Origin of the sequence: Bradyrhizobium campsiandrae, assembly GCF_014529705.1 — a bacterium.
GTDB classification, from domain to species: domain Bacteria; phylum Pseudomonadota; class Alphaproteobacteria; order Rhizobiales; family Xanthobacteraceae; genus Bradyrhizobium; species Bradyrhizobium campsiandrae.
This window is the reverse complement of sequence record NZ_JAANIH010000054.1, coordinates 21,629-34,298: the sequence shown is the minus strand read 5'-3', so window position 1 is coordinate 34,298 and position 12,670 is coordinate 21,629. Positions and strand designations below refer to the sequence as shown.

Annotated in this window: 12 protein-coding genes; 8 read left to right on the top strand and 4 right to left on the bottom strand. The window is 64.4% G+C overall.

Translation table 11 applies throughout. The features are described from left to right. The first annotated feature begins 39 nt into the window (after window positions 1-39). Both G8O24_RS31260 and G8O24_RS31255 read left to right on the top strand, forming a co-directional pair. Entirely contained in the window at window positions 40-873 is an 834-nt protein-coding gene (locus G8O24_RS31260) for a type 1 glutamine amidotransferase domain-containing protein (RefSeq protein WP_188106139.1), read from the top strand. Window positions 874-978: 105 nt separating this feature from the next. Beyond that, window positions 979-1,737, top strand: a complete 759-nt coding sequence (locus tag G8O24_RS31255; protein WP_188106137.1) for an alpha/beta fold hydrolase — start codon at window positions 979-981, stop codon at window positions 1,735-1,737. Between the two features lie 223 nt (window positions 1,738-1,960). On the opposite strand, the gene G8O24_RS31250 is transcribed toward G8O24_RS31255, so the two are convergent. The 4 genes from G8O24_RS31250 to G8O24_RS31235 all read right to left on the bottom strand — a co-directional run bounded on the left by G8O24_RS31250 (window position 1,961) and on the right by G8O24_RS31235 (window position 6,972). Further along, the gene (locus G8O24_RS31250; RefSeq protein ID WP_244646089.1) at window positions 1,961-2,956 is read right to left on the bottom strand and encodes a lysozyme family protein; all 996 of its coding nucleotides are present in this window, start codon (window positions 2,954-2,956) and stop codon (window positions 1,961-1,963) included. 326 nt (window positions 2,957-3,282) lie between these two features. Further along, window positions 3,283-4,488 (bottom strand): LLM class flavin-dependent oxidoreductase, encoded by a 1,206-nt coding sequence (locus G8O24_RS31245; protein WP_188106133.1) that lies wholly within the window; start codon window positions 4,486-4,488, stop codon window positions 3,283-3,285. A 58-nt stretch (window positions 4,489-4,546) separates the two neighbouring features. Further along, window positions 4,547-5,782 (bottom strand): acyltransferase family protein, encoded by a 1,236-nt coding sequence (locus G8O24_RS31240; RefSeq protein WP_188106131.1) that lies wholly within the window; start codon window positions 5,780-5,782, stop codon window positions 4,547-4,549. A gap of 86 nt (window positions 5,783-5,868) precedes the next feature. Further along, complete coding sequence (locus G8O24_RS31235) at window positions 5,869-6,972, bottom strand: AraC family transcriptional regulator (protein WP_311972320.1); 1,104 nt, start codon at window positions 6,970-6,972, stop codon at window positions 5,869-5,871. A 215-nt stretch (window positions 6,973-7,187) separates the two neighbouring features. Between G8O24_RS31235 and napE the strand changes: the two genes are divergently transcribed. The 6 genes from napE (at window position 7,188) to G8O24_RS31205 (ending at window position 12,597) form a co-directional block, all read left to right on the top strand. Beyond that, complete coding sequence (napE, locus tag G8O24_RS31230; protein WP_188106127.1) at window positions 7,188-7,373, top strand: periplasmic nitrate reductase, NapE protein; 186 nt, start codon at window positions 7,188-7,190, stop codon at window positions 7,371-7,373. A 26-nt stretch (window positions 7,374-7,399) separates the two neighbouring features. Then, complete coding sequence (locus G8O24_RS31225) at window positions 7,400-7,744, top strand: chaperone NapD (protein WP_188106125.1); 345 nt, start codon at window positions 7,400-7,402, stop codon at window positions 7,742-7,744. A 17-nt stretch (window positions 7,745-7,761) separates the two neighbouring features. Beyond that, window positions 7,762-10,275, top strand: coding sequence for a nitrate reductase catalytic subunit NapA (gene napA / locus G8O24_RS31220; RefSeq protein WP_188106123.1), 2,514 nt, complete (start codon window positions 7,762-7,764; stop codon window positions 10,273-10,275). Next, entirely contained in the window at window positions 10,272-10,742 is a 471-nt protein-coding gene (locus G8O24_RS31215; RefSeq protein ID WP_188106121.1) for a nitrate reductase cytochrome c-type subunit, read from the top strand. Before napA ends, G8O24_RS31215 begins: the two co-directional genes overlap by 4 nt. Beyond that, window positions 10,739-11,392, top strand: a complete 654-nt coding sequence (locus G8O24_RS31210) for a NapC/NirT family cytochrome c (RefSeq protein WP_244646088.1) — start codon at window positions 10,739-10,741, stop codon at window positions 11,390-11,392. Before G8O24_RS31215 ends, G8O24_RS31210 begins: the two co-directional genes overlap by 4 nt. 89 nt (window positions 11,393-11,481) lie before the next feature. Continuing rightward, complete coding sequence (locus G8O24_RS31205) at window positions 11,482-12,597, top strand: ATP-dependent DNA helicase (protein ID WP_188106120.1); 1,116 nt, start codon at window positions 11,482-11,484, stop codon at window positions 12,595-12,597. Window positions 12,598-12,670 lie beyond the last annotated feature (73 nt).

Genomic DNA, 12,670 nt, shown 5'->3' with positions numbered 1-12,670 from the left:
CGGCGTGAAGTCTCCACACTCAATCGAGGAGCGAGCAGAATGTCCAAAGGAACAGTCCTGGTGGCAGGATCCAATGCCAACAGGATCGAGATCAGAGGCGGCGGCACCGGCCCGACCGGCCAGTATCTCAACGAACTGGTCGTGCCGGTGATGGCGCTGGTCGATGCCGGATACGACATCGTCTTCGCGACGCCAAATGGAAGCAAGCCGCACATCGATCCAGCGTCGGACAAGGCGGTGCATTTCGACGATGAAGCGGCCTATCGGCAGGCGCGCGCGTTCTTCGACACCAGTCCGGTCCTGAACAAGGTCTCGACCCTGCGCGCCCTGATCGAGACCGGGCTCGATCGATATGACGGGTTCTTCACGCCGGGCGGACAGGCTCCGGTCGTCGATCTCATGCAGGACGGCGATCTCGGCGAGATCCTGCGGTTCTTCCACGTGCAGGCCCGGCCGACGGCATTCCTCTGCCATGGCCCGATCGCCTCCGTGGCCGCCCTGCCGCGCGCCAAAGAGTTTCGTGCGGCGCTGATCGCCGGCGAGACTGTGCGAGCGGCCGCGCTCGGCAATGGCTGGCAATACGCCGGCTACAAGATGACGGTCTATTCACGCAGCGAGGAGAAACCGATCGAAGAACAGATCCTGCATGGCAAGCTCTATTTCGACATGCCCTCGGCGCTGACGATCGCGGGCGCGCAGGTCAACACCGGGCCCGACTTCGCGCCCCACGTGGTCGAAGATCGCGAGATGATCACGGGCCAGAATCCGCGCTCCGATCATCCGCTGGCCCGGGCTCTCATTGCTGCGCTGGACCGACGCCGCATCAAACCGAACGCTTCGCACACTGCCTCAGCCGAAAAGGTATCGCCATGAAAACACCCGATCCTGAGAGCGCTCCTCGCCATGTACGTCAGTCTTCCCTCCTCCGCGCAGTGAAGACGACAATACCAGGCCCCCACCAAATGAAGGAATGCAGCAATGAAGTCATATAAGAGTGTTTTGAGCCTGAGCCTCCTGACAGCGATGGTCGCAATTAGCCTACCAGTCTTGGCTGCCGAACCGAAAGCCAAGACCGCAGTCCTTGTGCATGGTGCGTTCGCGGACGGCTCGAGCTGGGAGAAAGTCATTCCTTATCTCGAAAAGGCCGGGCTTAAGGTCATTGCAGTCCAGAACCCGCTCGACTCGCTAGACAACGACGTCGCCGCCACCAAGCGGGCCATCCGAAATGCCGAGGGTCCCGTCGTCCTCGTCGCCCATTCCTGGGGTGGTGCCGTCATCACCGAAGCGGGAAACGACGAAAAGGTCAAATCGCTCGTGTACGTGGCGGCATACGCGCCTGATAAAGGCGAGTCGGTGAAAAGCGCCACCTCCAAATATCCGGATCCCGAGAGCCTCAAGGCCTTCGTCAAGGACCCGGACGGCTATCTCACAATCAGCGAGGAAGGCATCAGAAAGTATTTCGCGGCCGACCTTCCGCCCAAGGAACAGGCCGTCGTAGCGGCGACTCAGGGACCCTTCCACATCAGGACACTTACTGCTCCGGTCAGCCAGGCGGCCTGGCGGGAGAAGCCGACCTTCATGGTCGTCGCGGCGAAGGATGCGATCATTCCTCCGCAAATGGAGCGAGACCAGGTGAAGACGGCCAAGGCCACGGCAGTCGAGGTGCCCTCGAGCCACGTCGCGATGTTGTCGTTCTCGAAGGAGGTCTCCGAGCTGATCACCAAGGCGGCGGAGTAGCGCTGCCGCAAGCAATGGTGCGGCGGCATGCACAACCGCCGCTTCAAGGATGACCTCAAGCGCGATGCGGATTGATCCCAATTCCATCGCGCTTAAGCGCCGGTCGCTGGTGAGAGCGAGCGATGAGGGCACACGAAGGCCGAGCGCGCTGGCGGTACGCCGATCGAGGCCCTCCAGGATGATCGACAGATCCGCGGCGGTGCCCCCGCAGGACGCTGCCGCTTTAGGGGTTTGCCGCCGCAGCGGCGGTCGCCAGATATTTCGTGTAGAACTCGGCGACCCGGCCGCGCCACATGCCGACGAACGCTTCCGACGTCACGTTTTCGACCGATTTCCAGGTGCGCTTGAACGCCGGCAGTGCGTTGCCCCAGATGGCGCGTTTGCACCACCTCTCGCCCTTCTCCTTGCCTTCACCGGTGGCGCACATGGATTTCCAGGCGAGGCGAGCGGGCCGGCTGATGTGCTCGGCGGCGCCTTCCCAGCCCTGCTGATGGATCAGGTAAAGATCGCTCATGTCCGGCGTTCGATGCGTGATCCACCCGAACTGGACGCCTTCGGTGATAATCTTGTAGGCGGCCGCAACCGCGTTGTCCCGCGGATTGAGAATCTGCCCGGAGCCGAACTTGCCGAACTCATATTTGCTCAGCTGAAACAGCCCGATATATGACCCAGTGCGTTGACTCGGGTTGAAGCCGGATTCGATCTTGGCAACCGCCATCATGAAATTGACATCGAGACCGAACGCGTCGGAAACGCGCTTGATCTCCTCGGCCGGCGTTCCGAGGGGGATGTCCTTGAATGCACGCAAGACGGTCTCCGCCGGCTTCTCGGCTGGCGGCACTTCGGACCAGATGTAATAGGTCAGATAACGGAAATCTGGCGTCGACGCCGGTTTGGGAGCACCGTCGGAGGTGTCGAGTGCCGCCGGCAGAGACTGAACGATATCATCTCCCAACGACGCCAGCTTCGGCCCCACGCGAGCATCGACATTTTCGGCTCCGGTGCTCAACGGCACCGAACCTGCTGACGTCACCGAGGCAAGCTCTGCACTTTCCGCCCGAAGCGCTGCCGCAAGTCTGGCGGATGCCTCCGCGTAGAGCTCAGCCGTCACCACGTTGGCAGGAGCCGCAATGTTCGCAGAGGCTGTGTTCGTGGAAGCCGTGTTCGTAGAAGCCGTAATGTCCGCAGAAGCCGTCATGTTCGCCGCCGCTTCCGGCATGACGTCAGGCACCGTCGCGGCCGGCCTGTTTCCGGCAGCAAGATAAAGCCCCGCAAATGCGATCACAGCCGCGATGCAGCTGGTCTGCCAAACCTTCACTGCCCCCAAACCTTCACTGCCCGAAGTCCATTGACGGCTTCTGTACGAACGCTGTTCGCATTCCTGCGGCCTGTGGTGGATTCCCTTCGTAGAATCTTATGGTTTAAATGTGGTGAACGGGACCAGACGCGTCGCCGGCGGTCGGAAACGTCCCAATATGAGCCACAAGCAGGGTCCCGGAGCCGCTGGCAGAGCTATTCGATCACTTCGTCGGCCACCATAAGACCCTACCCCGCCGCAGCCTTCGCCGGCGCGACATTGATGGCGAGTTTGCCGTAGCGGTCGGTGAAGGCTTGCGTGTCGATCTCTTCGAGCTCGATCTCGCCGCTCATCACGCCTTGCTTCCATGCGGCCTGATCAGGATCGTGCTGGAATTCCGGCATCACCTCGCGGCCGAACAGCTCCAGCGATTCGCAGATGTGCTCGTGGCTGTTCTTGCCGGCCTGGTTGAGCAGGATGACCTGGTCGATATGCGAGGACTGGAAGCGCTTCAGCTTCCGCCTGATCGTCTCCGGCGAGCCGATCAGGCCGCCGCGCAGCGCCGCCTCCTGCGCCTCGGGATTGTCGCGCTTCCACTTCATATACTCGTCCCACATGTTGACGGTGTAGGGCGCGGGCCGCTGGCGGTTCTGCGAGGCGCCGTAGAAGCGCAGCGCGAACTGGAAGAAGGTGGCGCCGTCGGCGCGGGCGCGCGCCTCTTCATCCGTCCTGGCGCACATGAAGAACGACACCAGCGCCATGTTCGGGTTGATCTCGTAGTCGGCGAGCTTGGTGAGGCGCTTGGTCATCGCGTTGTAATAGGCATGTACCCAGGCATGGGCGGCATCGGCGCTGACGAACTGGAAGCCGAGCGCGCCGAAGCCATGGCGGCCGGCGCGCTCGATGGTCGGCAGCTGCGAGCAGGCCATCCATAGCGGCGGATGCGGCTTCTGCACCGGTTTCGGCACGACGTTGCGCAAGGGGATGTCGAAGTACTTGCCGTGATGCTCGGACCCTGCGTCCTTGAACATCGGGAAGATCGCCGCGACAGCCTCCTCGAACACCTCCTTCTTGGTCTCCATGTCGCGACCGAACGGCGTCAGCTCGGTGATGGACGCGCTCTCGCCCATGCCGAATTCGCAGCGGCCGTTGGAGAGCAAATCGAGCACCGCGACGCGCTCGGCGACGCGGGCCGGATGGTTGGTGGTGAGCTGGAGGATGCCGTGGCCGAGCCTGATGTTCTTCGTGCGCTGGCTTGCCGCGGCGAGGAAGGATTCCGGCGAAGGCGAGTGCGAATATTCCTCGAGGAAATGATGTTCGACCACCCAGGCATGGTCGTAGCCGAGACGGTCGGCGAGTTCCATCTGCGAGAGCGCGTTCTGGTAGAGGGCGAGCTCGTCGCCGGCCACCCAGGGCCGCGGCAGTTGCAGTTCGTAGAAGATGCCGAACTTCATGACGCCTCTCCCGCATTGTTCTTTGTTGCGGGCATCTTAATGGGTGAGGCGGCGCTGTCTATGCGATCGCAATTCCGCCTTGCGGCAGAACGCGTCGTTCGGCGCGGCGGCCGTTGAGGACCATGCCGATGAAGGTGAAGCGCACCAGCAGATGATAGCTCGCCAGCATCGGCGGAATCGCAACGAGAAGAATGATTGCGAACTTGACGAGGCCGGGCCAGTCGAGCTGCGACAGGGTGACCTGCAAGGCCATCACGATCGGCAGATGGATCAGATAGAGCCAGTAGGAGGCATCGGCGAGGTAGCGCCAGGTCGGGCTGAAGCCGGACATGAAGCGGAGCGCCAGCCCGAGCGCCGCGAAGGTCGTTATCCAGATCGCGGGCGCATAGAGGACGACGGAGACGAGCCTCAGCGTGGCGAAGCTGTAGGGAAGTTTCGGCGCGCCGGGCGCGGAAAACATCACGCCGGACAAAACGAAGCCGATCAGGATCAGCGCGACCGCCAGCAGCAGATGCGCAAGCCAGCGCCGCTCGATCACCCGTAGCAGATCAATCTGCCGATGCAGCAGCCAGCCGGCGCCGAAGGCGGTGCCGAAACCGATCCAGGCCTGCGCATTGGTGATGAGCGATTGATCCGGCGTCCTCACCCCCATCACATTGACCCAGCGCGGGTCGAGCCAGAATGCGACCCCGATCGGGATCGCCAGAATGAGCGGCGCCAGCGGATTGCGGATCAGCCTGGCGAAGAGACGATCAACAACCACCGCTCGCAGCCTGCCCGACGCATCGAGCGAGACGATCGCGCCGCGGAGCAGCAGCGTGGCGACGTAGAGCTCCAGCAGAACGTAGAGAAACCAGAGATGGGTCAGGCGGAAAGCCGGCAAGGGCGGCAGCCACGTCCATTGGGGCGAACCGCCATTCGGAAAGGTCCCGGCCCAGCTGAACACCAGCGCGATCGACGTGAGCACGAGCGGCCAAGCGATCACCAGCGGCAAGGCGATCCGCTGCAAGCGGTCCTTGACGAAACCCCGGGCGCCCCGGCGATGAAAGCTCATGCGGGCAAAGAAGCCGGCCATCAGGAAGAAGGTCGTCATCCGGAAGACATGAATGGCGAAGGACAGCAGGCTCAGGATGACGCTCGGATGCGTGTCCTGGATGATCCAGAACCGGGGCGTGGCCAGCACGAACGACAAGGTCGCGTGCAGGACGATGCCAAGCAGCAGGGCGATGCCCCTGAGCGCATCGAGCGCGTGGAGCCGTTCGGATGCGGGCGTAACGGCGGTCGAATGGAGCACGGACAGGCTCTCGCTGGCTGGACGGGGCTTTCTGCCGCCAGTGTGTCCCATCGGGATGGCTCTCTCTCGCCCGATCCAAAAATCGGCTAGCCGATTTCTCGGCGCGGCGGGCTGATGTCGGGCCGGCTCAGCGCCTCGCGCCGGAATTCGGTCGGGGTCACGCCGGTCTCGGCCTTGAAGGCGCGGTTGAACGGCCCGATCGACTGGAAGCCGGCATCCATGGCGATGGTCAGCACCGGAACCTCCCGCTGCGTTAGATCGGCCAGCGCCAGCTTGGCATCCTCGATGCGATAGCGATTGAGGAACGCGTTGAAGTTGCGGTAGCCCAGCCCTTCGTTGATGGCCTGGCGCAGCCGATGCTCGGGAACCTGCAACCGCGCGGCCAGCGCCCCGATCGCAAGGCCTTCCTGCCGGTAGGTTCGCTCCACGCTCATCAGGTGGTCGAGGCGGCGCAACAGGATCGGGTCAACGACAACGCGGCCGGTGGGAGCACGGCTGGTCCCGCGGGCATCGCCGAAAGCGATGGCCGCGGTGGCGTCGGTGGCGGGGACGGCCGGCGGCGCGGCGAACGTCGCAAGGCCAGCGAGCATGGCCACCACGAACAGACCGAGCGCGACCGGCAGGCTGGCGGGCGCGCCGGGGACCGCGACGGGAATGGCGGCGAAGCCGGCACCGGCAAGGGTCGCGATGAGCCCGACATTGATGGCGAGGATCGCCAGCCGCAGCCGGCGCCGGCGCGCGACCAGATCGGCGCGCCAAGTCTTGACCGTCTGCACCGCGGCGGCGAGCGCCAGCGCCAGATTGACCAGCGCCAGGCCGCGGCCACCGGCCCCCGACCAAGCGGGCCAGTAAGCCCAGCTCAGCGTGAGCCCGAAGCCGAACGCCACGATGCCGAGCCACAGGGCGCCGTGCCAGCGCCTCAGCACGAAATCATCGTCGAACGCGGCGCGGGCCCACAGCCAGAATATGGCCGGCTGGCCCGACAGCATCGGCAACACCCACCACCATGACGATTTGGGAAAGAACGGCGCGGTCGCGATGGCGTAGAACACGCCGCCGGCCGACATCGCCATGCCCAGCACAGCCTGCTGGCTGCTCGCACGACGCAGCAGCGCCACGAGAATGATCAGGAGGAATACGCCGCTGGTTGCGCCGCGCAGTCCGAGATCGATGGCCGTGAGCCCCGTCACACCCTGTCGTCTCCATTTGAGAACGCAAGTCTCGCATCGCCGGGGGGCGTGCACAACCCCAACTTGTGCTTGCGCAGCTCCGACGGAGCCGGTTCGTGACACCTTGAAAGGTTGATCCAAATCAACGCGTCGGCCGGCTCGGTGCATCTAAATTGGGCGCGAGGCAACGGCCCGGATGCCGTCCCGATTCCCCATCACATTCAAAGAGACCGAACATGTCGGCCCCTGACGACGCGAAGTCGCGCGTGCGCCGTAAGCGCATGGAGATTTTCGCTTTCCTGTTCCTGACCGCGGTCGTGATGCCAGCCCTCGCGGTCGGAACGGTTGGCTCGTACGGCCTCGGCGTCTGGATCTACCAGATCTTCGCCGGCCCCCCGGGGCCGCCGCCCTCCCCGCATTGATCACCGAGACGCGAAAGACAGGCATCATGGCCCAAGGCTCATCCAACCAAGGCCCCCTCGACAAAGCCACCCTGAACCGCCGCGCATTGATCACCGGCCGGGTGCTCAGCGCCGAACGCATCGTGCCGCCGCCGGGCTGCGAGATCGCCAGCATTCTGGTGCAGGCGCGCCCCGAACGGCTCGCCGAGGTCGAAGCCGAGATCACCGGGCTGTCCGGCTGCGAGATTCACGGACGCGACGCACGCGGCAAGCTCGTCGTCGTGACCGAGGCGCCCGACGCCGGCAGTCTCGGCACCATGCTCAACACCATCCAGTCGCTGCAGCACGTCTATTCCGCGACGCTGGTCTTTCACGCCATCGAATCCGCCTAAGCGCCGGGAGAGCCATCATGACATCACCGAAGCTCGACCGCCGCCAGATGCTGAAGCTGGAGGCTGCCGCGATCGCGGCGGCCGCCGCCGGCATGCCGGCGCCTTCGCTTGCCGCCAACCTCGTCGCCGAACGCGAGGTCTCGGAACTGAAATGGGACAAGGCGGCCTGCCGCTTCTGCGGCACCGGCTGCTCGGTGATGGTCGCGACCAAGGAGAACCGCGTCGTCGCCACCCATGGCGACATCAAGGCCGAGGTCAATCGCGGCCTCAACTGCGTCAAGGGCTATTTCCTCTCCAAGATCATGTACGGCCACGACCGGCTGACGCAGCCGATGCTGCGCAAGAGAGACGGCAAATACGACAAGAACGGCGACTTCACGCCGGTCACCTGGACCGAAGCCTTCGACATCATGGAGGTGAAGTGGAAGGAGGCGATGAAGAAGCGCGGGCCGAACGGCGTCGCCATGTTCGGCTCCGGCCAGTGGACGATCTGGGAGGGCTATGCCGCCTCGAAACTGTTCAAGGCCGGCTTCCGCACCAACAACATCGACCCCAATGCGCGGCACTGCATGGCCTCGGCCGTCGCCGGCATGATGCGCACCTTCGGCATCGACGAGCCGGCCGGCTGCTACGACGACATCGAGGCGACCGATGCCTTCGTGCTGTGGGGCTCCAACATGGCGGAGATGCATCCCATCCTGTGGACGCGCCTGACCGACCGGCGGCTGTCGGCGCCGCATGTCCGCGTCGCCGTGCTCTCGACCTTCGAGCACCGCTCGTTCGACCTCGCCGACATCGGCATGGTGTTCAAGCCGCAGACCGACCTCTACATCCTCAACGCCATCGCCAACCACATCATCAAGACCGGCCGCGTCAACAAGGATTTCGTCGCCGCGCATACGACGTTCAGGAGGGGCCAGACCGACATCGGCTACGGCCTGCGGCCCGAGCATCCGCTGCAGAAGAAGGCGACGGGCGCGGCCAAGGCCAACGACTCCACCGACATGAGCTATGACGAGTTCGTCAAGTTCGTGTCGGATTACACGCTGGAGAAGGCGGCCGAGATGTCCGGCGTGCCGCTGAACCGGCTGGAGGCGCTTGCCGAGCTCTATGCCGACCCGAAGACCAAGGTGGTCTCGTTCTGGACCATGGGCTTCAACCAGCACACCCGCGGCGTCTGGTGCAACAACCTCGTCTACAACATCCATCTCCTGACCGGGAAGATCTCCTCGCCCGGCAACAGCCCGTTCTCGCTGACCGGCCAGCCCTCCGCCTGCGGCACCGCACGCGAGGTCGGCACCTTCTCGCACCGCCTGCCCGCCGACATGGTGGTGACCAACAAGGAGCACCGCGCCAAGGCCGAACACATCTGGCAGTTGCCCGAGGGCACCATTCCGGACAAGCCCGGCGCGCACGCCGTGCTGCAGAGCCGGATGCTGAAGGACGGCCTGATCAACGCCTATTGGGTGCAGGTCAACAACAATCTGCAGGCCGGCCCGAACGCCAACGAGGAAACCTATCCGGGCTTCCGCAACCCCGACAATTTCATCGTGGTCTCGGACGCCTACCCCTCGGTCACCGCGCTCGCAGCCGATCTGATCCTGCCGACCGCGATGTGGGTGGAGAAGGAAGGCGCCTATGGCAACGCCGAGCGGCGCACGCAGTTCTGGCACCAGCTCGTCCAGGCGCCGGGGGAAGCCAAGTCCGACCTCTGGCAGCTCATGGAGTTTTCAAAACGCTTCAAGACCGAGGAGGTCTGGCCCGAGGAGCTGATCGCCAAGAAACCCGAGGTCCGCGGCAAGTCGCTGTTCGACGTGCTCTACAGGAACGGCCAGGTCGACAAATTCCCGGTGAGCGACATCGAGGCGGGCTATCTCAACGACGAATCCAAGGCCTTCGGCTTCTACGCGCAGAAGGGCCTGTTCGAGGAATATGCCAGCTTCGGCCGCGGCCACGGTCATGACCTCGCGCCGTTCGACGCCTATCACCGCGAGCGTGGACTGCGCTGGCCCGTCGTCAACGGTCAGGAAACCAAATGGCGTTTCCGCGAGGGCAGCGACCCCTACGTCAAGCAGGGCGCGGACGTGCAGTTCTACGGCTATCCTGACGGCAAGGCGCGCATCTTCGCGCTGCCCTACGAGCCGCCGGCGGAATCGCCCGACAACGAGTATCCGTTCTGGCTTTCGACCGGCCGCGTGCTGGAGCACTGGCATTCCGGCACCATGACGCGGCGCGTGCCCGAACTCTACAAGGCGTTCCCGGAAGCCGTCTGCTTCATGCACCCTGATGATGCGCAGGAGATGAAGCTGCGACGGGGCGACGAGGTGAAGGTGGTTTCGCGCCGCGGCTTCATCCGCGCCCGTGTCGAGACGCGCGGCCGCGACCGGCCGCCGCGCGGCCTCGTCTTCGTGCCGTGGTTCGACGAATCCAAGCTGATCAACAAGGTCACGCTCGACGCCACCGATCCGATCTCGCTGCAAACAGACTTCAAGAAATGCGCCGTGCGCATCGAGCGGGTGAACGTGTCATGATGAAACGATCCGTAATCGCCCTGCTCGCCGTCGCGATCGCCGCGGGCGCGAGCTCGTTGACCGCGCAGACGATAAGCTCCGGCCTGCGCGGCCCGACCCCGCTCAATGACGAGGGGCCGGCGCCGCCAATGCTGCCGAACCGCAACACCTCCGAACGGGAGTCGCGGAACTATCCGGAGCAACCGCCCGTCATCCCGCACAATATCGACGGCTACCAGATCGACCTCAACGGCAATAAGTGCCTGTCCTGCCACGCCCGCGCGCGCACCGCGGAATCGCAGGCGCCGATGGTCTCGATCACCCACTTCATGGACCGCGACGGCCAGTTCCTGGCCTCGATGTCGCCGCGCCGCTTCTTCTGCACGGAATGCCACGTGCCGCAGAACACCGCCAACCCGCCCGTCAGCAACGACTTCACCGACATCGACACGCTGCTCTCGCGCGCAAGCCCGGGTGGCCGGCGATGACGACGACCGCTGACGAGCCCGATGCGGAGCTGAAAGCCAAGCGTGGCTTCATCGCGCGCGTGTGGGATTTCGCGCTCGAGCTGTGGGGCGTGCTGTCGCGGCCGAGCACCGTGTTCGCGCTCGGCACGCTGGTGCTCGCAGGCTTTGCCGCCGGCGTGATCTTCTGGGGCGGTTTCAACACCGCGCTGGAGCTGACCAACACCGAGAAATTCTGCACCGGCTGCCACGAGATGAAGGACAACGTCTTCGCCGAGCTGAAATCGACCATCCACTTCTCCAACAGATCAGGCGTGCGTGCGACCTGCCCCGACTGCCACGTGCCGCACAACTGGACCGACAAGATCGCGCGCAAGATGCAGGCCTCCAAGGAGGTCTGGGGCAAGATCTTCGGCACGATCGACACCCGCGAGAAGTTTTTGGATCACCGGCTCGAGCTGGCGGCCCATGAATGGGCGCGCTTCAAGGCCAATGATTCCCTGGAATGCCGCAACTGCCACAGCGCCGATTCCATGGACATCACCAAGCAGTCGCCGCGGGCCTCGGTGGCGCACCAGCGCTTCCTGTTTTCCGGCGAGAAGACCTGCATCGACTGCCACAAGGGCATCGCCCACCACCTGCCCGACATGCGCGGCGTGCCGGGGTGGCAATAGGGCCGATCCGGGCCGCTTGAACGGGCGGGGCGAATGGTTAGTTTTGAGGTCCGGCGAATCGCTTCGTTTCGCCCTTCCTCAAGACAGTCATGGCCACTTTCACCCCGCATCAGGATGCCGCGCTCAAAGCCGTCGGCGACTGGCTCAAGGCAAAACCCGGACGTAACGGCACCCCGCCGGTGTTCCGTCTGTTCGGCTTTGCCGGCACCGGCAAGACCACGCTGGCGCGGCACATCGCCGAGGGCGTCGACGGCGAGGTGAAGTTTGCCGCCTTCACCGGCAAGGCGGCGCTCGTCATGCGCAACAAGGGTTGCGACGAGGCCTCCACCATCCATTCGCTGATCTACCGCGCCCGGGAATCCGGCGAGGAGCAGCCGAGCTTCGAGCTCTGGGACGACGCGCCGGCATCAAAAGCAAAGCTGATCGTGATCGACGAATGCTCGATGGTCGATGCCGAGCTCGGCCGCGACCTGATGTCGTTCGAATGTCCGCTGCTGGTGCTGGGCGATCCGGCCCAGCTGCCGCCGATCCAGGGCGGCGGCTTCTTCACCAATTCCGAGCCGGACGCGATGCTGACCGAGGTGCACCGCCAGGCCCAGGACGATCCGATCGTGCGGATGTCGATGGACGTGCGCGAGGGACGCGAGCTCGACATCGGCCGCTACGGCGAGAGCGAGGTGGTGTCGCGCAAGGAGCTCGATCCCGATCGCGTCATGGGCGCCGACCAGGTGCTGGTCGGCCGCAACAACACCCGCCGCGCCTACAACATGCGGGTGCGTCAGCGCCAGAACATCGAGGACGTCTTTCCGGTCGCCGGCGACAAGCTGGTGTGCCTGCGCAACAACCGCAAGAAGGGCCTGTTCAACGGGGGTCTGTGGCGCGTCAAGTCGCGCAACACCTCGCGCTCCAAGTCGCGCATCCTGTCGATGCGGCTGTCGCCGGACGAGGATTTCGGCCACAAGGTGACGAAGGTGTCGGTGCGCGCCGATTGTTTCGAGGGCGGCGTCGAGCAGATCGCCTGGGAGCAGCGCAAGCCCTACGACGAGTTCGACTACGGCTACGTCCTCACCGTGCACAAATCGCAGGGCTCGCAATGGGACGACGTCGTGCTGTTCGACGAGAGCTTTGCGTTTCAGGATAGCAGGGCGCGGTGGCTGTACACGGGCATTACGCGGGCGGCGAAACGGCTCAGCATCGTGGTTTGAAGATCGTAGGGCGGGTTAGCGCAGCGTAACCCACCACTGTTGTTCTCGGCGGAGAAAGAAGAGGTGGGTTACG

Bases quoted from the DNA above. Each gene is read 5' to 3' on its own strand.
- G8O24_RS31260 (WP_188106139.1), top strand. From the start codon at position 40: ATGTCCAAAGGAACAGTCCTGGTGGCAGGATCCAATGCCAACAGGATC.
- G8O24_RS31255 (WP_188106137.1), top strand. From the start codon at position 979: ATGAAGTCATATAAGAGTGTTTTGAGCCTGAGCCTCCTGACAGCGATG.
- G8O24_RS31250 (WP_244646089.1), bottom strand. From the start codon at position 2,956: ATGCCGGAAGCGGCGGCGAACATGACGGCTTCTGCGGACATTACGGCT.
- G8O24_RS31245 (WP_188106133.1), bottom strand. From the start codon at position 4,488: ATGAAGTTCGGCATCTTCTACGAACTGCAACTGCCGCGGCCCTGGGTG.
- napE (WP_188106127.1), top strand. From the start codon at position 7,188: ATGTCGGCCCCTGACGACGCGAAGTCGCGCGTGCGCCGTAAGCGCATG.
- G8O24_RS31225 (WP_188106125.1), top strand. From the start codon at position 7,400: ATGGCCCAAGGCTCATCCAACCAAGGCCCCCTCGACAAAGCCACCCTG.
- napA (WP_188106123.1), top strand. From the start codon at position 7,762: ATGACATCACCGAAGCTCGACCGCCGCCAGATGCTGAAGCTGGAGGCT.
- G8O24_RS31215 (WP_188106121.1), top strand. From the start codon at position 10,272: ATGATGAAACGATCCGTAATCGCCCTGCTCGCCGTCGCGATCGCCGCG.
- G8O24_RS31210 (WP_244646088.1), top strand. From the start codon at position 10,739: ATGACGACGACCGCTGACGAGCCCGATGCGGAGCTGAAAGCCAAGCGT.
- G8O24_RS31205 (WP_188106120.1), top strand. From the start codon at position 11,482: ATGGCCACTTTCACCCCGCATCAGGATGCCGCGCTCAAAGCCGTCGGC.